The organism is Streptomyces sp. NP-1717, from assembly GCF_022695985.1.
Lineage (GTDB): Bacteria > Actinomycetota > Actinomycetes > Streptomycetales > Streptomycetaceae > Streptomyces.
The window spans coordinates 1-21,203 of the sequence record NZ_JAAPBF010000119.1; the positions used below are offsets into that span (position 1 = coordinate 1).

Consider the following 21,203-nt stretch of genomic DNA (forward strand, 5'->3'; position numbering starts at 1 on the left):
CGCCGCCAGGCTCGCCGAGGCCGTGCACCGAGGCACGCTCAGCGACGTCGACTACGCGCGGATCCGCCGCGCCTGGCAGGGCGTCCGTACCCGGCCGGAACGGCTGCCCGCCTTCACCGACACCGTCCGCACCCACGGGGCGGGCGCCTGCGCCCACCCTTCGGGCGTACGTGACCTGCCGCTGCGCACCGCGAGCCACGACCTCGCCACCGGGCAGGTCAGGATCGGCACCGCCGCCGACCACCCGCGCAATCCGTACGCGCGCCGCACCACCGGCGTCGCGCTGGAGCCCGGACTGCTGGGCACGTCGCTGCTCGCCGTCGGCCCGGCGGGCTCCGGCAAGACGGTCAGGCTGGTCCGCCCCGTCGTCGAGTCGCTCTGCCTCCAGGCACTCGCCAACCGCGCCGCCGTCGTCGCCGTCACCGCCTACGGGGCGGCGCTCGCCCCCGACGACTCCTTCGACCTCGTGATCGCCGTCGGCCGCCCGGACGCCACCCACGACCTCGACCTCTACGGAAGCGCCGACGACCCCGACGAGGCCGCCAGAACGCTGTCGGAGGCCCTCGTGGGGGACCTGGCGGCCGGTCTGCCCGGCGGCGACAGCCGCAGGGCCGCCACGGCGCTCGCGCAGCTCATCGGTCCCTACCGCAGCGTCCACGGGCGCTTCCCCGCCGTCCCGGAACTGCGGGAACTGATCGGGGGTTCCCCCGCGGCCGTCCAGGCCCTGCGGACCGAGCTGGAGACATCCGCCGAGCCGGGGGCCGCCGCCCAACTGCGCGAGCTCGACGCGCGCGAGCGACAGTCGGCGCGCGGCGACGACATCGGCGTGCTCCTGGCCGAACGGCTCGCCTTCCTCGACCGGCCCGCCTTCGCCGACTTCTTCCGTACGGACGGCAGCGGCCGGTCCTTCTCGCTGCGTGCCATCGAGCATCCACTGAGGGTCAGGATCGACCTGCCCGAACGGGGCCACGCCGAGGCGTCCCGCATCATCGCCCGGCTCCTCCTCGCCCAGTTCACGGATGCCGCGCTCGCCCGCGCGGACCGCTCCCTCTTCGCCTGCCTCGTCCTGGACGACGCGACGTACACCGTGACGGGGGACTCCGTACGAGCCGTCCAGCGGCTCCGCTCGGCGAACGCCGGCGTGGTCCTGGCGCTGCGCACGCTGGAAGACGTCCCCGACCCGCTGCGCGGCCCGCTCCTCGGCGCCGTGGGCTGCCGCATGGCGTTCTCCGGGCTCGGCCCGTGGGACGGCGGACGCTTCGCGGAGAGCTGGGGCACCGAATGGGTCCAGACCCGCGACGTCACCAACCGGCAGATCATCTCCGACGAGCCGCTTACGAAGGCGGTCCACTTCATGCGGCGGCTGGTGACCGGCAAGGCGGCCACGGCCGAGGCGGTCACGGTGCGAGAGGTGGAGCGTGAGCGCTGGTCGGCATCCGAGCTGGCCCATTCCGTGCCGGCGGGCCACGCCGTGCTGTCGCTGACCACGGTCGGTGGGGAGCACGTACCGCCCATGCTGGTGGATCTCCGTACCTGAGCGGGCGGCGTCCACGGACAGGCGGGGCGGGCTCAGGTCCATCGCGACGTCTACGGCCCGGCCACGTGCGCCCGTGCCGCTTACCGGCGGGCAACCTGGGTCGTACTCCTGTTCTCGTACACCCTGGCAGAATTGGTACAAGCCGTTCTACGAGACGGCGAAATCGTCCGCACGTCCTCTTCATGAAGGTCCTACGGTCCGCCATGCCGCCCACGCTCGCCTCACTCATCCAGCATTCGGCGCTCAAGCTCACCGTGCGCGCGGGGGAGGACCGGCTCGATACGCCGGTGCGGTGGGCCCACGTCAGTGAACTGGAAGACCCGGTGCCGTACATGGACGGGGGCGAACTGCTGCTCGTCACCGCCGTCACGCTGCACGCCGAGGATCCCGACGCCATGCGGCGCTACGTACGGCGCCTGGTCGGCGCGGGCGTCGTGGGACTCGGCTTCGCCGTCGGCGTCAACTACGAAGACATCCCGGACGCCCTCGTCGACGCCGCCCGCGACGAAGGACTGCCGCTCCTCGCCGTGCCGCGCCGTACCCCCTTCCTGGCCATCAGCAAGGCCGTCTCGGCGGCCATCGCCGCGGATCAGTACCGGGCGGTCACGGCCGGCTTCGAGGTGCAGCGGGAACTCACCCGCGCGGCGCTCTCCGAAGGCCCCACCGCGCTGCTGGCCAGGCTCTCCGCGCACGTCGACGGCTGGGCCGCGCTCTACGACGCCACCGGCGCCGTGATCGCCGCGGCGCCCGACTGGGCCGCCCGCCGCGCCGCCCGTCTCACCCCCGAGGTGGAACGGCTCCGCAAACGCCCCGCGCCCGCCAGCGCCGTCGTGGGCGACCCGGACGACCGGGTCGAACTCCAGTCTCTGGGCAGTGGCAGACGGGTACGGGGCGCGCTCGCCGTCGGTACGGGGGCGGCGCTCGGCACGGCGGAGCGGTACGCCGTGCACTCGGCCGTCGCCCTGCTGACACTCACCACCGAACGGTCACGCGCGCTCCAGGAGGCCGAGCAGCGGCTCGGCTCCGCGGTGCTGCGGATGCTCCTGTCAGGACAGCCCGACCACGCCCGGGCGGTGGCGGGAGATCTGTACGGAGGGCTGCTCGACGCCCCCTTCCGGCTGCTCATCGCCGAACCGGCCGATGCTGCGCCCGAGCCCCGCGATCCGGCCACCGCTCATCCACTTCAGTCGCTGACCGACTCGCTGGAGGCGTCGGCGGCGCACGGAGGGGAGGCGGTGCTCGCCGTGCCCGGCGGCGAGGAACGGCTCGTCGTGCTCGCGGCGGACGCGGGTGCGGTCACCGCCGCCTGCGAGACGTACAAAGAGCAGGAGGCCGAAGACGCCGGGATCGTCATCGGGCTCTCGGCCCCGACGGGGCCGATCGCGGCCGCGGGCGCGTACAAACAGGCCGAGCAGTCTCTGTCTGTCGCGCGCCGGCGGGGCCGGGCGCTGGTGGAGCACGAGGAACTGGCGGCGGGCTCGCTCCTGCCCCTCCTCGCAGACGACGCCGTACGGGCCTTCGCCGACGGCATGCTGCGCGCGCTCTACGAACACGATGCCAAGGGGCGCGGCGACCTGGTGGAATCCCTCAGGGCCTGGCTTTCGCGCCACGGCCAGTGGGACGCCGCGGCGGCCGATCTGGGCGTGCACCGGCATACGCTGCGCTACCGCATGCGCCGCGTGGAGGAGATCCTGGGCCGGACGCTGGACGATCCGGACGTCCGGATGGAGCTCTGGCTGGCGCTGAAGGCCACCTCGGCGACGCCGCCCCCGGGGTCCTGAGGCTCCGTGCTCCGACCGGGTCCACCGACGCCCCCTACCGGTGACCGAGTGCCGCGCCATCCGGCCCACGATCACGTGCGCTGCGCCCGCCGGCTCAACAACCGCGGCGTGTTCGGCACTTGTCGCCACATGGCCTCCGAGGACCGATGCGTGGGCGGTCGACGCCGTTCGGCAGCGCCGGTGAGACGGCGCCCCGACCGGACGTACGACAAACCGTCACAGCCGGTACCTCCCACCGCTCCACCCCGGACAAATCACGTCCGCCGTCCGTGCCCCTACGGTGAAGAGAGAGAACTCCACCACCTCGGAAGGGCCGGGACTCGCAATGCCGAACGAAACTGTGGCAGCCACGCACGCCTTCTGGCTCGCCGGACGCCGGGCCACCGGTGAGGAGACCTTCGACGTCACGTCCCCGTGGGACGGCCGGCTCGTCGGCAAGGTCGCCGTCCCGACAGACGCCCAGGTCGAGGAGGCCGTCGCCGCCGCCTACGCCGTGCGCGACGAATTCGCCGCGACGCCGGCGCATGTGAGGGCGGCCGCACTCGATCACGTCTCGCGGCGCCTGGTCGAGCGCACCGAGGAGATCGCCCGTCTGATCTCCGCGGAGAACGGCAAGCCCATGAAGTGGGCACGCGGAGAGGTGGGCCGCGCCGTCTCCGTCTTCCGGTTCGCGGCCGAGGAGTCCCGCCGCTTCAACGGCGGCGAGGCCCAGCGACTCGACACCGACGCCGGCGGCACCGGCCGCCTCGCGCTGACCCGCCGTTTCCCGCGCGGTGTCGTCCTCGGCATCGCGCCGTTCAACTTTCCGCTCAACCTCTGTGCCCACAAGATCGCCCCGGCCATCGCCGTCGGCGCCCCGATCATCCTCAAGCCCGCCCCGGCGACACCGCTCTCCGGCCTGCTCATCGGCGAACTGCTCGCCGAGACCGAGCTGCCGACCGGTGCCTGGTCGGTGCTGCCCGTCGCCAACGACCGGATGCCCACCCTCGTACAGGACGAGCGGCTGCCCGTGATCTCCTTCACCGGCTCCGACAAGGTCGGCTTCGCGATCATGGATTCGGTGCCCCGCAAGCACTGCACCCTCGAACTCGGCGGCAACGGTGCGGCAGTTGTGCTCGCCGACTACGCGAGCGAGAAGGACCTCGACTGGGCGGCGACCCGGATCGGCACCTTCTCCAACTACCAGGGCGGCCAGTCCTGCATCTCGGTACAGCGCGTCGTCGCGGACGCGTCCCTGTACGAGCGCCTCGTACCGAAGATCATCGCCGCCGTCGAGGCGCAGGTCACCGGAGACCCGTCCGACGACGCCACGGACGTGGGTCCCCTCGTCAGCGAGGACGCCGCCAAGCGCGTCGAGGCCTGGGTCGACGAGGCCGTGCGGGGCGGAGCGCGGCTCCTGGCCGGTGGCAAGCGCGACGGTGCGTCGTACGCGCCCACCGTCCTCGCCGATGTCCCGGCGGACGTCACGATCTCCTGCGAGGAGGTCTTCGGCCCCGTCCTCACCCTCACCCAGGTCGACGGCGAGGACGCGGCGTTCGAGACGGTGAACGACTCCAAGTACGGCCTCCAGGCCGGCGTGTTCACGCACGACGTGCAGGCCGCCTTCCGCGCCCACCGGGCGCTCGAGGTCGGCGGCGTGATCGTCGGCGACGTCCCGTCCTACCGCGCCGATCAGATGCCGTACGGCGGTGCCAAGCAGTCCGGTGTCGGCCGCGAGGGCGTCAGGTACGCGATGGACGACTACACCTACGAGCGCGTGATGGTCTTCACCGGCCTCGCCCTCTAGGGGAGCGGACCAAGTACGAGGAAGGCCGGGGCCGCCGCGCGGCGGCCCCGGCCTTCCTCGTGTACACGTACGGCGCCTCTCGGCGGCCCCGACGGTGCGCGTCAGGACTGGCTACACCCTTCGTATTGGGGTAGATACGGACGAGTAGTACCGGCCGGTACTTTCCCACCAGGGCTACATGACGACGCCCTGGCCGGTCGGGCCCATCGACCCGACGTTCGCGGCGAGGTGAGTTCCCGATGTCCGCTCCATCCGATTCATTCGAAACGGCCCAGGTCCCGGAGCCCAAGGTCTCCGAGCGGGAGGCGCGACGGGTGGCCGAGGCCGCCCGCGAGCAGGGCTGGCGCAAGCCGAGCTTCGCCAAGGAACTGTTCCTCGGCCGTTTCAGGCTCGATCTCATCCACCCCCACCCCGCACCCCCGGCGGAGGACGTACGGCGCGGAGAAGCCTTCCTGGCCACGCTGCGCGACTTCTGCGAGACGAAGATCGACGGTGCGCGGATCGAGCGCGAGGCACGGATCCCCGACGAGGTCGTCAACGGCCTCAAGGAACTCGGCGCCTTCGGTATGAAGATCGACCGGAAGTACGGCGGCCTCGGCCTCACCCAGGTGTACTACAACAAGGCGCTCGCCGTGGTCGGCATGGCGAACGCGTCGCTCGGCGCGCTGCTCTCCGCGCATCAGTCGATCGGCGTACCGCAGCCGCTCAAAATGTTCGGCACCCAGGAGCAGAAGGACACGTTCCTGCCGCGCCTCGCCCGTACCGACATCTCCGCCTTCCTGCTGACCGAGCCCGACGTCGGCTCCGACCCCGCGCGGCTCGCCACCACGGCGGTGCGCGACGGCGACGACTACGTCCTGGACGGCGTGAAGCTGTGGACGACCAACGGCGTCGTGGCCGACCTCCTCGTAGTGATGGCCCGCGTACCGAAGTCGGAGGGGCACAAGGGCGGCATCACCGCCTTCGTCGTCGAGGCGGACTCGCCGGGCATCACGGTGGAGAACCGCAACGCCTTCATGGGCCTGCGCGGCCTGGAGAACGGCGTCACCCGCTTCCACCAGGTGCGGGTCCCGGCGGCGAACCGTATCGGTCCCGAGGGGGCGGGCCTCAAGATCGCCCTCACCACGCTCAACACCGGCCGCCTGTCACTGCCCGCGATGTGCGTCGGGGCCGGCAAGTGGTGTCTCAAGATCGCCCGCGAGTGGACGGCGGCGCGCGAGCAGTGGGGCAAGCCCGTCGCCCACCACGAGGCGGTGGGGGAGAAGATCTCGTTCATCGCCGCGACGACGTTCGCTCTGGAGGCCGTGGTCGACCTGTCGTCCCAGATGGCCGACGAGGACCGCAACGACATCCGTATCGAGGCGGCGCTGGCCAAGCTGTACGGCTCCGAGATGGGCTGGCTGATGGCGGACGAACTGGTCCAGATCCGCGGTGGCCGGGGCTTCGAGACGGCGGACTCCCTGGCGGCACGCGGCGAACGTGCCGTCCCCGCCGAGCAGGTCCTGCGCGACATGCGGATCAACCGGATCTTCGAGGGCTCCACGGAGATCATGCATCTGCTGATCGCCCGCGAGGCGGTCGACGCCCACCTGGCGGTGGCCGGCGACATCATCGATCCCGACAAGACACTCTCCGACAAGGCGCGGGCCGGGGCGCAGGCGGGCGCATTCTACGCGCGCTGGCTGCCGAAGCTGGTCGCCGGCCCGGGCCAACTGCCCGGTTCCTACGCGGAGTTCCACCCCAAGGGCCATCTGGATCTCTCCGCGCACCTGCGCTACGTGGAGCGGACGTCGCGCAAGCTCGCCCGCTCGACCTTCTACGCCATGTCGCGCTGGCAGGGCGGGATGGAGACCAAGCAGGGCTTCCTCGGCCGCATCGTGGACATCGGCGCCGAACTGTTCGCGATGAGCGCGGCGTGCGTACGGGCCGAGATGCTGCGCTCCGGGGGAGAGCACGGCCGCGAGGCGTACCAGCTCGCCGATGTCTTCTGCAAGCAGTCCCGGATCCGCGTCGAGGAGCTGTTCACCCGGCTGTGGTCCAACACGGACGACGTCGACCGCAAGGTCGTGAAGGGTGTGCTGGCCGGCGCCTACACCTGGCTGGAGGAGGGCATCATCGACCCGAGCGGTGACGGTCCCTGGATCGCCGACGCCACGCCGGGCCCCTCCCAGCGGGACAACGTCCACCGGCCGATCCGCTGAGCGACCGCCATCTCTACCGCTACCGCGAGCCGAGTGCGCTGAAGAACCACCGGGCCGCGTCCTCCTTACGGAAGACGCGGCCCGAGGTTCAACTGTGGGCGGCGAGCCGCCTCAGCCGGCCGTGCGCCGACTCAGTTGAACGGGTCGAGCGTGAGGTACGCCTGCCGCGGGTCGCCGTCGTGCACCAGCGACTCGTGGGCGCCGACGTCGTCGAAGGCGAAGGCGTACGCCTTTCCGTCGACCATCTGCGCGTGGATCATCCGGGCGTAGTGGTTGGTCACCGCGTCCTTGTAGAAGTTCGCCGATCCGGCGTCCGGCTGATTGGGGTTGCTCAGCAGCGTGGAGCGGTTGAACCCCGCGCACAGGGTGCGCGAAATCGGGCCCCGTACTTGGTCGTTGGGGGCGTCGAGCAGTTTGTAGCAGCCGAAGATGCTGTCGGCGTCGGGCTTCTGGAACGAAGTGACCACCGCACCGGAGGTGTTGGTGAAGTTCATGGTGTTTCCGGAGACCCGGCCGGTGTACTTGACCGCCGGCTGGTTCGCGAACGGGGTCACCGTGAGTGGGGAGTTGGCGTACTTCGCCCACACCCGGTCGATGTAGTCGTTCAGGACACCGGCCGGCAGCGCGCCGGACGCGATGCCGTGACCGGGCGCGAGGGCCCGCAGGACGGTGCCGTCCGACCGGGTCTGGATCAGCCCCGCCCAGCCGCCCGGCTGGCTTCTGAGAGCGTTGAAGAAGCCGTTGTAGCCCCCCGGCTTCAGGTGGCCCGTGGTCTTGGTGGTGCCGTTGGGGGCCTTGACGCCGACCGCGTAAGGCGCCGAGAACATGTCGACCTGGGTGCTGTTGATCCACAGACCGGAGTCGTTGAGCGTGTACTCCGACCAGTTGAAGAGGATGTTCCTGTTCGGGTCGTTCGGATTCTGCACGGCGGGCTGCACCAGGCCGCCGGTCGTGAGCTTGAAGACCAGCTTCTGGCCGTACGAGAAGTAGACCCGCCCGGAGAACTTCGGCAGTTGGATCGTCTTGCTCTGGCCGGGAGCCGGGCCCGCGATCGAGGCGTCCGGCGCCGGGGTCGGCGGATTGCCGCCGCCGGGCCAGGCGTGGAAGGTGCCGTTGGCGTCGGCCCAGCCCTGGCGGCCGGACGACAGCTCCGTACCGAGGTTGTAGATGTAGACCGGTTCGCCTCGGCCTGAGTTGTTGGTGATGGTGAACGGAATGGTGTTGGGGACCGCGGCCTCGGCCGGGGCCACGGTGCCGAAGGCCGTGAATCCGGTGGCGAAGACCACCGCGGCGGCCAGGGAAGCCAGCAACTTGCGTATCGCAGGCACTCGCTCTTCCTCCTCGTCAGGTTGATCCCAGTGGGGACGGTGGGGGGCGGAATCTGACGTACGGACGCCGCCGGTGAGGCGGGTGTGCCTGAAGGGCCGACAGCCGGAACCGGGAGCGGGACGGGGAAACCGGAAGGGCGCGGGCCTTCAGGTACAGACCTTTCTGAGAGCGCTCTCAGAATTGCGCCGCTCCTGAGGCGTGTCAATGCGGATGCCGCAACTCGCCGAAAGATGTCTTGCACCCGACCGCACCCCCGACCACACCGACCGCACGTCGCCCCGGTCAACGCGCGTGTGACCCGGGCCGCCCGCATGCAGCACAATCGGGCCTCGACACGACCGCACGGGGCGCGAGCCGCGCGACGGACCGACCGAAGACGCGATCAACCGACGATTGGGGCAGGCATGTTCGGGGCGGGGAACGAGGGACGGCCCGGCGGCCGACGCGCACGGCTGCACCGTGCGGCGGCGCTCGCGCTCGTCGGCGCCGTACTGACCGGAGCGGCCGCCTGCGGCGGCGACGACAAGAGCGACGGCGGCAAGGGCGGCCAGGAGAACGGAGCGGACGGCAAGGCGCCCGCCTCCAGCCCCGCCGCGGAGTCGGGCGACTCGGCAGGCACCGGCGGCTCCGGCGGCACCGGGGCGCTCAGCCAGCGCGACCTCACGGCCCTCGCCTTCACCGACGACGAGAAGATCGGCAAGTACACCGCCGGCGAGTTCACCCTGGGGGCGCCGCTCGGTGAGGACTACACCGCCGACCCCGCCACCTGCCAGCCGCTCGTCAGTCTCGCGAAGGGCGCCACCGCCTTCGATCCGGCGTCCGAAGTCCACCGCAACGTGGATGTCGCGGAGGAGATGCTGGGCACGACCGTCGCCGTACAGCTGCGCTCCTACAACGGAGACGGCGCGGCCGGCGTCATGAAGGCCCTGGCCACGGCCGGCAGGGAATGCGCGGGCGGCTTCGTCGAGAACCGCGCCGTCGCCAAGGGCCAGTACCTGAAGGTCGAGCCGGTCAAGGCACCCGGTTACGGCGACGAGGCGCAGGCGTACCGCTTCACGATCCTCGACGTGAAGGGCACGCTGAAGCTGTACGAGTACCTGACCGTCGTACGTTCCGGCACCACCACCCTCTCCTTCCGGGCCGACATCACGGACACGAAGGACATCGGCAAGGTGCCGGACGAGGTCATCACGGCACAGTGGAAGAAGTTCGAGGCGGGCTCGAAGGGCTGAGACGGTCGTTCAGCGCAGGCCGGACCGAGCGGAACCGGGCCGGGCAACGATCCCGAGGACCTATCTCGCGCCCCGTTTTCCTGCCGCGCTGTCCGCGCCGCGCCCGGATGCGGCAAGAATGGGGCCATGAGCGACAGTCCAGCCCCCCTCGCCGACCCCCATATCGCCTTCGACGTGTCCGAAGGCCGCCGGGACGTCGTCGTCCTGGGCTCCACCGGGTCCATCGGCACGCAGGCGATCGACCTCGTCCTGCGCAACCCCGACCGTTTCCGTGTCACCGCGCTGTCCGCCGCCGGCGGGCGGGTCGGACTGCTCGCCGAACAGGCGCGTCAGCTCCGGGTCCGCACCGTCGCGGTCGCCCGTGAGGACACCGTGCCCGCGCTGCGCGAGGCGCTCGGTGCGGAGTACGGCTCCGAGCCGCTCCCCGAGATCCTCGCGGGGCCGGACGCCGCCACCGACGTCGCGACGTCCGAGTGCCACACGGTGCTCAACGGCATCACCGGATCCATCGGCCTCGCGCCGACCCTCGCCGCCCTCGAAGCCGGCCGTACGCTCGCCCTCGCCAACAAGGAGTCGCTGATCGTCGGCGGCCCGCTGGTCAAGGCGCTCGCCAAGCCGGGGCAGATCATCCCGGTCGACTCCGAGCACGCGGCGCTCTTCCAGGCCCTCGCGGCGGGCACCCGCGCCGATGTGCGCAAGCTGGTCGTCACGGCCTCCGGAGGCCCCTTCCGCGGCCGCACGAGGGCCGAGCTGGCTCACGTGACCCCGGACGACGCCCTCGCCCACCCCACCTGGGCGATGGGCCCCGTGATCACGATCAACTCCGCGACCCTCGTCAACAAGGGGCTGGAGGTCATCGAGGCGCACCTGCTGTACGACATCCCGTTCGAGCGCATCGAGGTCGTCGTCCACCCCCAGTCGTACGTCCACTCCATGGTGGAGTTCACCGACGGTTCGACCCTCGCGCAGGCCACGCCCCCCGATATGAGCGGTCCGATCGCCATCGGCATCGGCTGGCCGGTACGGGTGCCGGACGCCGCGCCCGCGTTCGACTGGTCCACGGCATCGACCTGGGAGTTCTTCCCGCTCGACAACGAGGCCTTCCCGTCGGTGGGACTCGCCCGGCACGTCGGATCGCTGGGCGGCACGGCTCCCGCGGTGTTCAATGCCGCCAACGAGGAGTGTGTGGAGGCGTTTCTCGCGGGGCGGCTGCCGTTCAACGGCATCATGGACACCGTCACCGAAGTCGTCGCCGAGCACGGCCGGCCCGCCAAGGGAACCTCGCTCACCGTGGCCGACGTCCTCGAAGCGGAGACCTGGGCGCGCGCCCGGGCCCGCGAAATGGCAGAGAAATTCGGCGAAGAACAGCCAGCGGAGGCTCGCGCATGACGATCCTGTTGACAGTCCTCGGCATAGTGATCTTCGCCGTGGGGCTGCTCTTCTCCATCGCGTGGCACGAACTGGGACACCTGTCGACGGCCAAGTTCTTCGGCATCCGCGTGCCGCAGTACATGGTCGGTTTCGGCCCCACCATCTGGTCGCGCAAGAGGGGTGAGACCGAATACGGGATCAAGGCCATCCCGCTCGGTGGCTACATCCGCATGATCGGGATGTTCCCGCCCGGTGCCGACGGGCGTATCGAGGCGCGGTCGACCTCACCCTGGCGGGGAATGATCGAGGACGCCCGGTCGGCGGCCTTCGAAGAGCTCAAGGAGGGCGACGAGACCCGGCTCTTCTACACGCGCAAGCCGTGGAAGCGCATGATCGTGATGTTCGCGGGACCGTTCATGAATCTGGTTCTCGCCGTCGTGATCTTCATGGGCGTCGCGATGAGTTTCGGCTTCCAGACCCAGACCACCGAGGTGGCCGGTGTCCAGAAGTGCGTCATCTCTCAGGACGTCGCGCGCGAGAAGTGCGCGGCGGGCGATCCGGTGTCGCCGGCCCGCGCCGCCGGTCTCAAGGAGGGCGACAAGATCGTCGCCTTCAACGGACAGCGCGTCGAGGACTGGTCCGTCCTGTCGAACCTGATCCGCGAGACGATCGGCCCCGCCAGCATCACGGTCGAGCGTGACGGCAAGGAGCAGGTCCTCCAGGCGACGCTCGCGAAGAACATGGTCGCGGAGAAGAACTCCGACGGTGAGGTCGTCCCCGACAAGTTCGTGCCCGCCGGCTACCTGGGCTTCGCCGCGGCGACCGAGATCATCCCGCTCTCCTTCGGGGAATCCGTCGACCGCATGGGCGACATGATCGTGACCGGTGTCGAGTCGATCATCGCGCTGCCCTCCAAGATCCCCGATCTCTGGAACGCCGCCTTCTCCGACGGTGACCGCAAGGACGACTCGCCCGTGGGCGTCGTCGGCGCCGCGCGGATCGGTGGCGAGGTGATGACGCTGGACGTACCGGCACAGAACCAGATCGCGATGATGCTGTTCCTGCTGGCCGGATTCAATCTCTCGCTGTTCCTCTTCAATATGCTGCCGCTGTTGCCGCTCGACGGCGGACACATGGCCGGGGCGCTCTGGGAGTCCGTACGGAGCAAACTCGCCCGCATCTTCAAGAGGCCCGATCCGGGGCCGTTCGACGTGGCGAAGCTCATGCCCGTCGCGTACGTCGTGGCCGGGATCTTCATCTGCTTCACGCTGTTGGTACTGATCGCCGACGTGGTGAATCCGGTCAAGATCATGTAGTGCGTCGGAGGCGTCGCGGCCTCGCGCTTCGCGTGCTGGGAGAACACACCGTGCCGCCCGGGCGGACACGGGTTTACGGCCGGGTGTCTCTTCGCACCCGGCCGTAAGCCTTTGGGGGGTTTGCGGGTAGCGATGTGCTCGTACGGCGGACCGGTGGCGTAATCTCGATGACTGGAGCCCGCCGAACTCGGGACCACGATCCACACCTTGGGGTTGCACAGCAGATGACTGCGATTTCTCTCGGAATGCCGGATGTTCCGGTGAAGCTGGCCGACCGGAGGGTCAGTCGTCGGATCCAGGTGGGTTCGGTGGCTGTCGGTGGGGACGCGCCGGTGTCGGTGCAGTCGATGACGACGACGCGGACGTCGGACATCGGGGCGACGTTGCAGCAGATCGCGGAGCTGACGGCGTCGGGGTGTCAGATCGTGCGGGTGGCGTGTCCGACGCAGGACGACGCGGACGCGTTGTCGACGATCGCGCGGAAGTCGCAGATCCCGGTGATCGCGGATATTCATTTCCAGCCGAAGTACGTGTTCGCGGCGATCGACGCGGGGTGTGCGGCGGTGCGGGTGAATCCGGGGAACATCAAGCAGTTCGACGACAAGGTGAAGGAGATCGCGAAGGCGGCGGGGGAGGCGGGGACGCCGATCCGTATCGGGGTGAACGCGGGTTCGCTGGACGCGCGGCTTCTGAAGAAGTACGGGAAGGCGACGCCGGAGGCTCTGGTGGAGTCGGCGTTGTGGGAGGCGTCGCTGTTCGAGGAGCACGGGTTCCGGGACATCAAGATCTCGGTGAAGCACAACGATCCGGTGGTGATGGTCAACGCCTACCGGCTGCTGGCGGCCCGGTGTGATTATCCGCTGCATCTGGGGGTGACGGAGGCGGGTCCGGCGTTCCAGGGGACGATCAAGTCGGCGGTCGCGTTCGGTGCTCTGCTCAGTGAGGGTATCGGCGACACGATCCGGGTGTCGCTGTCCGCGCCGCCGGCGGAGGAGGTCAAGGTCGGTCTGCAGATCCTGGAGTCGCTGAATCTGAAGCAGCGCCGTCTGGAGATCGTCTCGTGTCCGTCCTGCGGGCGTGCGCAGGTGGATGTGTACAAGCTCGCCGATGAGGTGAGTGCGGGTCTGGACGGGATGGAGGTCCCGTTGCGGGTCGCGGTGATGGGCTGTGTGGTGAACGGTCCGGGTGAGGCGCGTGAGGCGGACCTGGGTGTGGCTTCGGGGAACGGCAAGGGGCAGATCTTCGTCAAGGGCGAGGTCATCAAGACGGTCCCGGAGTCGAAGATCGTCGAGACCCTCATCGAAGAGGCCCTGAAGATCGCCGCGGAGATGGAAGCCGACGGAATCCCCTCCGGCGAGCCCGAGGTCTCCATCAGCTGACGACCGGGCCGAGGCTCGCTGGAGCCGCTCGCCGAGCGGCCGGCCGCTGTCCCGCCCGCGCTGCGTCCGCGTACGGCCCCGCATCCCACGCCTCAGGGCGCCGGGGGAGCGGGGCCTTTCGGTGTACGCGGCACCGCGCGGAAGTGGCGGGTACAGTGCGGAGAATCAGCAGACGTATGGTGAGGCCCCTCTCGTGTTGACGCAGACCACCACCCGGGTCCTCGATCCCGGCGAACTCGGCGCCGCGCTCGCCATCCTTGAGAGTGAGCCCGTCGCCAACGCCTTCGTGGCTTCCCGCGTCCAGGCGGCGGGACTCGACCCCTGGCGCCTCGGCGGCGAGATGTGGGGCTGGTACGCGGACGGGCGGCTGCGCTCGCTCTGCTACTCCGGCGCCAACCTGGTGCCGATCTGCGCCACCCCCGAAGCCGTACGGGCCTTCGCCGACCGCGCGCGCCGTACAGGGCGCCGCTGCTCCTCCATCGTCGGCCCCGCCGGGCCCACGGCCCAGCTCTGGCGGCTGCTGGAGCCCAACTGGGGCCCCGCCCGCGAGGTCCGCGCGAATCAGCCGCTCATGGTGACCGAGCGGGTGCCCGAGACGGTGCGGCCCGACCCCCTCGTACGCCGCATCCGTAAGGAGGAGCTGGAGACGATCATGCCCGCGTGCGTGGCGATGTTCACTGAGGAGGTCGGTGTCTCACCGCTGGCCGGTGACGGCGGGCTGCTCTACCAGGCGCGCGTGGCCGAACTGGTCGGCGCCGGGCGGTCGTTCGCCCGCATCGACGACGGCAAGGTGATCTTCAAGGCGGAGATCGGCGCGGCCACGTCGCACGCCTGCCAGATCCAAGGCGTCTGGGTGGCCCCCGAATTCCGCGGCCAGGGCCTCTCCGAGGGCGGTATGGCGGCCGTCGTGCGGTATGCGCTCGCCGATGTCGCACCCGTCGTCAGCCTGTACGTGAACGACTACAACATCCCCGCCAGGGCCTCCTACCGACGGGTCGGCTTCCGCGAGGTGGGCGCGTTCATGAGCGTCCTCTTCTGAAAGTAGGGTTCGGCCATGCCGAGCGTGCCGAGCTTCCCCGGGAACGACTCCCAGATTCCCGACGTACGCGTAGGGCCGATCGACCTCGCGGCGCGCGTGGACGAGGCGCTGGCCGTGCAGGCACTCGCCTTCGGGCTCAGCGAGGCCGAGATCGGCGTACGCCGCCAGATCGTGCTGCGCCATCTCCTCGTGCCCGGTGCCCGTGCGTACGGGGCGCTCACGGCGGAGGGACGGCTGGCCGGGTTCGTCTACGGCATGCCGAACGACCGCTCCCACTGGTGGTCCACGGTCGTCGAGCCGTACCTGCGCGCCGAAGGCCGCGACGGCTGGCTCGACGACACCTTCGTCATCACCGAACTGCACGTCCACCCCGCGTTCCAGAGCCACGGCATCGGGCGCACCCTCATCACGACCATCACCGACATCGCGCGGCAGCCCCGCTCGATACTGTCCGCGATCGACACCGAGAGCCCCGCCCGCGGCCTCTACCGCTCCCTCGGCTACCAGGACCTGGCGCGCCGGGTCCGGTTTCCCAGCGCGGCCAAGCCGTACGCCGTGATGGGCGCCCAGCTCCCGCTGCGGCGGCGCTGAGGGCCCCACGGTGCGCGATTACTGATTTCCGCCTGCCGGTGTGCCCCGGATAACCTCCTGGCACCAACCGAGAAGAAAACGCAGGAGTGCTCCCCATGTCCCAGGTCCAGCGCATGTCCCGTTTGATGGCCAAGACACTGCGCGACGACCCGGCGGACGCGGAGACCCTGAGCCACAAGCTTCTCGTCCGCGCCGGGTACGTACGCCGCACCTCCGCCGGCCTCTGGAGCTGGCTGCCGCTCGGTAAGAAGGTCCTCGACAACATCGCGCGCGTCGTGCGCGAGGAGATGGACGCCATCGGGGCGCAGGAAGTACTGCTGCCGGCGCTGCTTCCCAAGGAGCCCTACGAGGCGAGCGGCCGCTGGGACGAGTACGGCGACCTGCTCTTCCGCCTCAAGGACCGCAAGGGCGGCGACTACCTCCTCGGCCCGACGCACGAGGAGATCTTCACCCTCGTCGTCAAGGACCAGTGCACGTCCTACAAGGACCTGCCGGTGATGCTCTACCAGATCCAGACGAAGTACCGGGACGAGGCGCGGCCCCGCTCCGGCGTGCTGCGTGGCCGTGAGTTCCAGATGAAGGACTCGTACTCCTTCGACACCACGGACGAGGGCCTCGCCGAGTCGTACGCGCTCCACCGCGCGGCGTACCAGAAGATCTTCGCGCGCCTGGGGCTCGACTACCGCATCGTCTCCGCCGTCTCCGGCGCGATGGGCGGCTCCGCGTCCGAGGAGTTCCTGGCCCCGGCCGCCGCGGGCGAGGACACCTTCGTGGACTGCCCCAACGGCGACTACGCCGCCAACACCGAGGCCGTCACGTTCACCACGCCCCCCGTCGACGGGTCGGCACACGGGGCGATGGAGGAGCTGGACACCCCCGACACCCCGACCATCGAGACGCTGGCCAAGTTCCTGGGCGTGCCGGCCTCGGCGACGCTGAAGAACCTCCTGGTGAAGGTCGACGGCGAGATCACCGCCGTCGGCGTCCCCGGCGACCGCGAGGTGGACCTCGGCAAGCTCGGCGAGCACCTGGCGCCGGCCGTCGTGGAGCTGGTGACGGCCGAGGACTTCGAGGGCCGACCCGAGCTGGTACGCGGCTACGTCGGCCCCCAGGGGCTCAAGATCCGCTACATCGCCGACCCGCGCGTGGCGCCCGGTACCGCCTGGGTCACCGGCGCGAACAAGGCCGACACCCACGCGCGCGACGTCGTCTGCGGACGTGACTTCGAGGTCGACGACTACCTCGACGTCGTGGTCGTCGAGGAGGGCGACCCCTGCCCCGTGTGCGGCACCGGACTGAAGCTGGGACGCGCGATCGAGATCGGCCACATCTTCCAGCTCGGGCGCAAGTACGCCGACACCTTCCAGCTCGACGTCCTCGGACAGCAGGGCAAGCCGGTGCGCGTGACCATGGGCTCGTACGGCATCGGCGTCTCCCGCGCCGTCGCCGCGCTCGCGGAGCAGACCGCCGACGAGCAGGGCCTGTGCTGGCCCCGTGAGATCGCCCCGGCGGACGTGCACGTCGTCGCCGCGGGCAAGGCCCTCCAGACGGAGCTCGCGGTCGACGTCGCCGAGCAACTGGCCGCGGCGGGGCTGCGCGTGCTGGTCGACGAGCGCCCCGGTGTCTCGCCGGGTGTGAAGTTCACGGACGCGGAGCTGATCGGAGTTCCGAAGATCCTGGTCGCCGGGCGGCGCGCCGGTGACGGCGTGGTGGAGCTGAAGGACCGCCGCACCGGGGAGCGCGAGGAGCTGACGGTCGCCGAGGCGGTCGCGCGTCTGACGGCCGAGGCCTGACACCGTAACCGCCTCGTACGGGGCGGGCGGGTACGGCGGGCTGAGGACGAGTACGACGGGGGTACGGGGCGCGGCGGGCGGGCCGGTCCAGGCGACTGGCCCGCCCGCCGCCGCACCCGCACAGCCGCTCAGTGCGCCCCATGACCCGGCCTTCCGAAGAGGCGCGGGCGGGGAGGCGTGCGCGCGGCGTGCGCTCGTCGGCCGGCGCCAACTCCCCGCCCGGTTACAGCCAGTCGGCGAACTCCAGCAGCAGTTCCGCGTCCTGGCGGCGCCCGGCCTCCAGCGCGCGTACGCCCGATTCCACCGCGCGGAAGAGCGTCCAGCCACGCAGCCGCTCGCGGTCGATGTCCAGCGAGTCGGCGAGCTTGTTCACCCGGCGCCGTGTCGCGGATGCTCCGGACGCCGCCGCGACGAGGTCCTCCACCCGGTCGCGTACCAGCCGCGCCAGGTCGTACGCGCGCTCGCCCACCACCGGCACGGGGCCGACGGCGAGCCACGGCGCCCGGTCGCCCGACAGCACCTTGCCCTGACGGAACGCGCCATGGAGCAGCATCAGCTCCACGGACCCGTCGGCGAGCAGCTCCGCGCGTGCGTCGAGCGCCGCAGCGACGAGCGGAGCGACCTGTGGGTCCCCCGTCGCCTCCCGCATCGCGTCCGCCTGCCGAGCCGTCCGCTCGGCGACCGTCTCGAAACCGTGGCCGGCGGCCGGCTCGACCCACAACTTCCGCACCGTTCCCGCCGCTTCGAGCAGTGCCTTGGCCTCGGGCAGGGAACGCAGCGACGTCTCGGAGTGCAGCCGCTCCAGGAGCAGCGCACCGTCGGAGCCCGAGATGAGCTCCACCGAGCCCCAGCCCTTCCAGCGCGTCAGCGCCGCCCGCTCCGGCTCCGGGGCGGCGAACGGCGGGACCACCTTGAGCGCGGCCGGGGCGCCGTCGGGGCGACGTACGAGCACCACGAGGCTGCTTCCGCCGCCCGGCGCCACCACTCGCTCGACCGCCAACTCCCGCCGCTCCAGCGCCTCCTGGACGATGCCGGGCAGCTGTTTGAGCCACCCTCCCGCGACGGACTCCCCGTACGTCTCGCTCAGGGTGCGCACCAGCCGCCGCGGCGGTTCGAAAGCCATACGTGCCCAGAGCCCTTCCTGTGGATCGGGCTCACAGACGCTCGGCGAGCCCAGGAAAGGCTACGCCGCTGCCCCGCCAGCGCACCGCCCGCACCGCCGCCTCGCGCAGCGCCCCGGCGGCGTCCTGGCGCAGCGGCCCCTCGGCGGCCCGTACGAGGTCGGAGTAGACCCCCGCGATCCGGTCCTCCAGATCGGCGGCGAGCTTTATGGCGGCGGCGGCGTCGGGCACGTTGAAGGGCAGGGCGTACGCCGCGGCGGCCGCGACCGGCTTTCCGCCGAGATCGCGCACCGTACGCGCGAGACTGTCGCGCCGGGCACGGTGCGCGTCGTACGCGGTCCTCGCCTCGGGGCGCCGTTCGTCGCCGACACGGCCGCCGACGACGCCGTACCCGTACACCGCGGCGTGTTCGGCGGCGAGGGCGGCCTGGGCTGCGTCCAGCGCGCGGTCGCCGCTCACGAGGAGAATCCTTCCGTCAGCAGGTACGCGTGGGCGGCGGCGGACGCCGCGAGAGAGGCAAGGAGCCGGGCGAGTTCCGGCGGTGCGTGGACGAGCGCGTCGGCGTGCGCGTCGGAGGTACGGCGCTCGGCCGCTGCCAGCGCTTTGATCGCCGCGCCCGGGTCCGCGGGGACGGACGCTGCGGGACCCGAGGCCCCGCCCCCGGCGTCCCCGGCGGCCGTCCCGAGAGACGGAGCCGACGACGGGGCGGTCGACGGGGCGGAGGAAGCCGGGCGGGAAGGGGACGGCTTCGCCGAGCCGTTCTCCTTCTCAGGAGGCCGCGGAGGCGACAGCGCCGTCACATGACGGGCGACGGCGCCGCGCAGCGGCGTCAGCCGCGTGGCCTGGTCCGGATGCCGCTCAAGTACGGCGTCGTACTGCCGGAGGAGTTCACGGCTCGCCCCGGCGGACTTCACCCGCAGCGCCTTCGCGGCCCGGACGGCCGCGGCGCTCGCCCGGCCCCGCGATCCGCCGTCGTCAACATCGGTACAGGCGGTCAACAGACCTCCCGCCGCGGCCCCCGCCGCCAAGAGCGCACCCCTACGTGTCGTCCCCGTGCGCCCCACGCGTGTCTCCCTCGAGCCTCGCAGTGATCACCGCAGGCGAGCGTACCTGCGCGTCAGCCCCAGGTGGACGGCAACACCCCCCGCGACCGGATACCCTTTGCCTGACACGCGACGATCCCACAACAGCACACACGCGGCCGAGGAGTCACCCGGATGAGCACCACCCACAGCGAGAGGCTGCGCGGACTGCTGGAACCGCTCGTCAGCGCGAAGGGCCTGGATCTCGAAGAGATCGAGCTGTCCCGGGCGGGCCGGCGCCGTGTGCTGAGGATCGTGGTCGACTCCGACGACGGCGTGGACCTCGACGCGTGCGCCGAGCTGAGCCGCACCATCTCCACGACCCTCGACGACACCGACGCGATGGGCGAGGACGAGTACCAGCTCGAAGTCACCTCCCCAGGAGCCGACCGTCCGCTGACCGAGCACCGTCACTACGTACGCGCCGTCGGCCGTCTGGCGAAGATCCAGCCTCATGAGGGCGACGAATTCGTGGCCCGCGTCCTCGCGGTGGACGAGGAGGGACTCGACCTCGAAGTGCCGGGCGTGAAGGGGCGCAAGCCGACCGCCCGCCGGGTCGAGTTCGCGTCGATCGCCAAGGCGCGCGTGGAGCTCGAGTTCAACCGCAAGGACAAGAAGGAAGAGGAGGCGTAGCCATGGACATCGACGTAAAGCTCCTGAAGGGCTTGGCACAAGAGAAGGAGATCCCGTTCGACCTGCTGGTCGAGGCGATCGAATCCGCCCTCCTCATCGCCTACCACCGCACCGAGGGGAGCCGCCGTCACGCCCGTGTCGTGCTCAGCCGCGACAACGGTCACGTAACGGTGTGGGCCAAGGAGGACCCGTCGGAGCTGGAGGAGGGCCAGGAGGCCAAGGAGTTCGACGACACCCCGTCGGACTTCGGCCGAATCGCCGCCACCACGGCGCGTCAGGTCATCCAGCAGCGGCTGCGGGACGCCGAGAACGACGTGACCTTCGGGGAGTACGCGCGACGTGAGGGCGACGTCGTCGCCGGACAGGTCCAGCAGGGCAAGGACCCCCGCAACGTCCTGGTGCGGCTGGACGACAAGCTGGAGGCCATCCTCCCGGTGCAGGAGCAGGTGCCGGGCGAGGAGTACACGCACGGTCTGCGGCTGCGTACGTTCGTGGTCCGGGTGGCCAAGGGCGTACGGGGCCCGTCGGTGACCCTGTCGCGCACTCACCCCAACCTCGTGAAGAAGCTCTTCGAGCTGGAGGTCCCGGAGATCGCGGACGGCTCCGTGGAGATCTGCGCGATCGCCCGTGAGGCCGGTCATCGCACCAAGATCGCCGTGCGGTCCACCCGCTCCGGTCTCAACCCCAAGGGCGCCTGCATCGGCCCCATGGGCTCGCGGGTGCGCAACGTGATGGCGGAGCTGCACGGCGAGAAGATCGACATCGTCGACTGGTCGGACGACCCGGCCGAGATGGTCGCCAACGCGCTGTCGCCGGCCCGGGTCAGCAAGGTCGAGGTCGTCGACCTCGGCGCCCGCTCCGCGCGCGTGACGGTGCCGGACTACCAACTGTCGCTGGCGATCGGCAAGGAGGGGCAGAACGCCCGCCTCGCCGCCCGCCTCACCGGCTGGCGCATCGACATCCGGCCGGACACCGAGCAGACCGACGGGGCGGACGACACCGGGTCGGCCGC

General features: G+C 70.8%; 17 protein-coding genes. 13 read left to right on the forward strand and 4 right to left on the reverse strand.

Annotated elements, in window-relative coordinates; genetic code table 11:
- The 4 genes from GXP76_RS22205 to GXP76_RS22220 all read left to right on the forward strand — a co-directional run.
- Nucleotides 1-1,537 (forward strand): ATP/GTP-binding protein (locus GXP76_RS22205; RefSeq protein WP_242573331.1); only part of this gene is annotated, 1,537 nt, incomplete at its 5' end.
- Nucleotides 1,538-1,740: 203 nt separating this feature from the next.
- The gene (locus GXP76_RS22210; RefSeq protein WP_242573344.1) at nucleotides 1,741-3,318 is read left to right on the forward strand and encodes a PucR family transcriptional regulator; all 1,578 of its coding nucleotides are present in this window, start codon (nucleotides 1,741-1,743) and stop codon (nucleotides 3,316-3,318) included.
- Between the two features lie 340 nt (nucleotides 3,319-3,658).
- Complete coding sequence (locus GXP76_RS22215) at nucleotides 3,659-5,104, forward strand: aldehyde dehydrogenase family protein (protein WP_242573345.1); 1,446 nt, start codon at nucleotides 3,659-3,661, stop codon at nucleotides 5,102-5,104.
- 239 nt (nucleotides 5,105-5,343) lie between these two features.
- Nucleotides 5,344-7,305 (forward strand): acyl-CoA dehydrogenase family protein, encoded by a 1,962-nt coding sequence (locus tag GXP76_RS22220; protein ID WP_242573332.1) that lies wholly within the window; start codon nucleotides 5,344-5,346, stop codon nucleotides 7,303-7,305.
- A 131-nt stretch (nucleotides 7,306-7,436) separates the two neighbouring features.
- Here GXP76_RS22220 and GXP76_RS22225 read toward each other — a convergent pair whose 3' ends face one another.
- On the reverse strand, nucleotides 7,437-8,633 hold the full coding sequence (locus GXP76_RS22225; RefSeq protein WP_374362071.1) for a glycoside hydrolase family 64 protein: 1,197 nt from the start codon (nucleotides 8,631-8,633) through the stop codon (nucleotides 7,437-7,439).
- Between the two features lie 405 nt (nucleotides 8,634-9,038).
- On the opposite strand from GXP76_RS22225, the gene GXP76_RS22230 reads away from it, so the two are divergent.
- From GXP76_RS22230 to GXP76_RS22260, 7 genes are all read left to right on the forward strand, one after another.
- Complete coding sequence (locus GXP76_RS22230) at nucleotides 9,039-9,866, forward strand: hypothetical protein (RefSeq protein ID WP_242573333.1); 828 nt, start codon at nucleotides 9,039-9,041, stop codon at nucleotides 9,864-9,866.
- Nucleotides 9,867-9,992: 126 nt separating this feature from the next.
- Nucleotides 9,993-11,255: a 1-deoxy-D-xylulose-5-phosphate reductoisomerase gene (dxr, locus tag GXP76_RS22235; protein ID WP_242573334.1), complete on the forward strand. Its 1,263-nt coding sequence runs from the start codon at nucleotides 9,993-9,995 to the stop codon at nucleotides 11,253-11,255.
- On the forward strand, nucleotides 11,252-12,553 hold the full coding sequence (locus GXP76_RS22240; protein WP_242573335.1) for an RIP metalloprotease: 1,302 nt from the start codon (nucleotides 11,252-11,254) through the stop codon (nucleotides 12,551-12,553). Before dxr ends, GXP76_RS22240 begins: the two co-directional genes overlap by 4 nt.
- Before the next feature lie 224 nt (nucleotides 12,554-12,777).
- Nucleotides 12,778-13,932, forward strand: a complete 1,155-nt coding sequence (gene ispG, locus GXP76_RS22245; RefSeq protein WP_242573336.1) for a flavodoxin-dependent (E)-4-hydroxy-3-methylbut-2-enyl-diphosphate synthase — start codon at nucleotides 12,778-12,780, stop codon at nucleotides 13,930-13,932.
- Between the two features lie 193 nt (nucleotides 13,933-14,125).
- Nucleotides 14,126-14,971: a GNAT family N-acetyltransferase gene (locus GXP76_RS22250; protein WP_242573337.1), complete on the forward strand. Its 846-nt coding sequence runs from the start codon at nucleotides 14,126-14,128 to the stop codon at nucleotides 14,969-14,971.
- Nucleotides 14,972-14,986: 15 nt separating this feature from the next.
- Nucleotides 14,987-15,562: an N-acetyltransferase gene (locus GXP76_RS22255; RefSeq protein WP_242573338.1), complete on the forward strand. Its 576-nt coding sequence runs from the start codon at nucleotides 14,987-14,989 to the stop codon at nucleotides 15,560-15,562.
- Nucleotides 15,563-15,657: 95 nt separating this feature from the next.
- Nucleotides 15,658-17,355, forward strand: coding sequence for a proline--tRNA ligase (locus tag GXP76_RS22260; RefSeq protein WP_242573339.1), 1,698 nt, complete (start codon nucleotides 15,658-15,660; stop codon nucleotides 17,353-17,355).
- 223 nt (nucleotides 17,356-17,578) lie between these two features.
- Here the strand turns inward: GXP76_RS22260 and GXP76_RS22265 are convergent, their stop codons facing one another.
- From GXP76_RS22265 to GXP76_RS22275, 3 genes are read right to left on the reverse strand one after another with little or no spacing between them, the layout of a single operon-like run.
- Entirely contained in the window at nucleotides 17,579-18,478 is a 900-nt protein-coding gene (locus GXP76_RS22265) for an aminoglycoside phosphotransferase family protein (protein ID WP_242573340.1), read from the reverse strand.
- A 31-nt stretch (nucleotides 18,479-18,509) separates the two neighbouring features.
- Nucleotides 18,510-18,935 (reverse strand): ferritin-like domain-containing protein, encoded by a 426-nt coding sequence (locus GXP76_RS22270; protein ID WP_374362084.1) that lies wholly within the window; start codon nucleotides 18,933-18,935, stop codon nucleotides 18,510-18,512.
- Nucleotides 18,932-19,474 carry a hypothetical protein gene (locus tag GXP76_RS22275; protein ID WP_374362087.1) on the reverse strand — a complete coding sequence of 181 codons (543 nt, stop codon included), beginning with the start codon at nucleotides 19,472-19,474 and terminating at the stop codon, nucleotides 18,932-18,934. The genes GXP76_RS22270 and GXP76_RS22275 overlap by 4 nt, the downstream gene beginning before the upstream one ends.
- 219 nt (nucleotides 19,475-19,693) lie before the next feature.
- Here GXP76_RS22275 and rimP point away from each other — a divergent pair, with 219 nt between their 5' ends.
- Both rimP and nusA read left to right on the forward strand, forming a co-directional pair.
- Nucleotides 19,694-20,191: a ribosome maturation factor RimP gene (gene rimP / locus GXP76_RS22280; protein WP_242573342.1), complete on the forward strand. Its 498-nt coding sequence runs from the start codon at nucleotides 19,694-19,696 to the stop codon at nucleotides 20,189-20,191.
- Between the two features lie 2 nt (nucleotides 20,192-20,193).
- Nucleotides 20,194-21,203 (forward strand): transcription termination factor NusA (gene nusA / locus GXP76_RS22285; protein ID WP_242573343.1); only part of this gene is annotated, 1,010 nt, incomplete at its 3' end.

Coding starts and splice junctions, on each gene's coding strand:
- GXP76_RS22210 (WP_242573344.1), top strand. CDS start 1,741: ATGCCGCCCACGCTCGCCTCACTCATCCAGCATTCGGCGCTCAAGCTC.
- GXP76_RS22220 (WP_242573332.1), top strand. CDS start 5,344: ATGTCCGCTCCATCCGATTCATTCGAAACGGCCCAGGTCCCGGAGCCC.
- GXP76_RS22230 (WP_242573333.1), top strand. CDS start 9,039: ATGTTCGGGGCGGGGAACGAGGGACGGCCCGGCGGCCGACGCGCACGG.
- dxr (WP_242573334.1), top strand. CDS start 9,993: ATGAGCGACAGTCCAGCCCCCCTCGCCGACCCCCATATCGCCTTCGAC.
- GXP76_RS22240 (WP_242573335.1), top strand. CDS start 11,252: ATGACGATCCTGTTGACAGTCCTCGGCATAGTGATCTTCGCCGTGGGG.
- ispG (WP_242573336.1), top strand. CDS start 12,778: ATGACTGCGATTTCTCTCGGAATGCCGGATGTTCCGGTGAAGCTGGCC.
- GXP76_RS22255 (WP_242573338.1), top strand. CDS start 14,987: ATGCCGAGCGTGCCGAGCTTCCCCGGGAACGACTCCCAGATTCCCGAC.
- GXP76_RS22260 (WP_242573339.1), top strand. CDS start 15,658: ATGTCCCAGGTCCAGCGCATGTCCCGTTTGATGGCCAAGACACTGCGC.
- GXP76_RS22265 (WP_242573340.1), bottom strand. CDS start 18,478: ATGGCTTTCGAACCGCCGCGGCGGCTGGTGCGCACCCTGAGCGAGACG.
- rimP (WP_242573342.1), top strand. CDS start 19,694: ATGAGCACCACCCACAGCGAGAGGCTGCGCGGACTGCTGGAACCGCTC.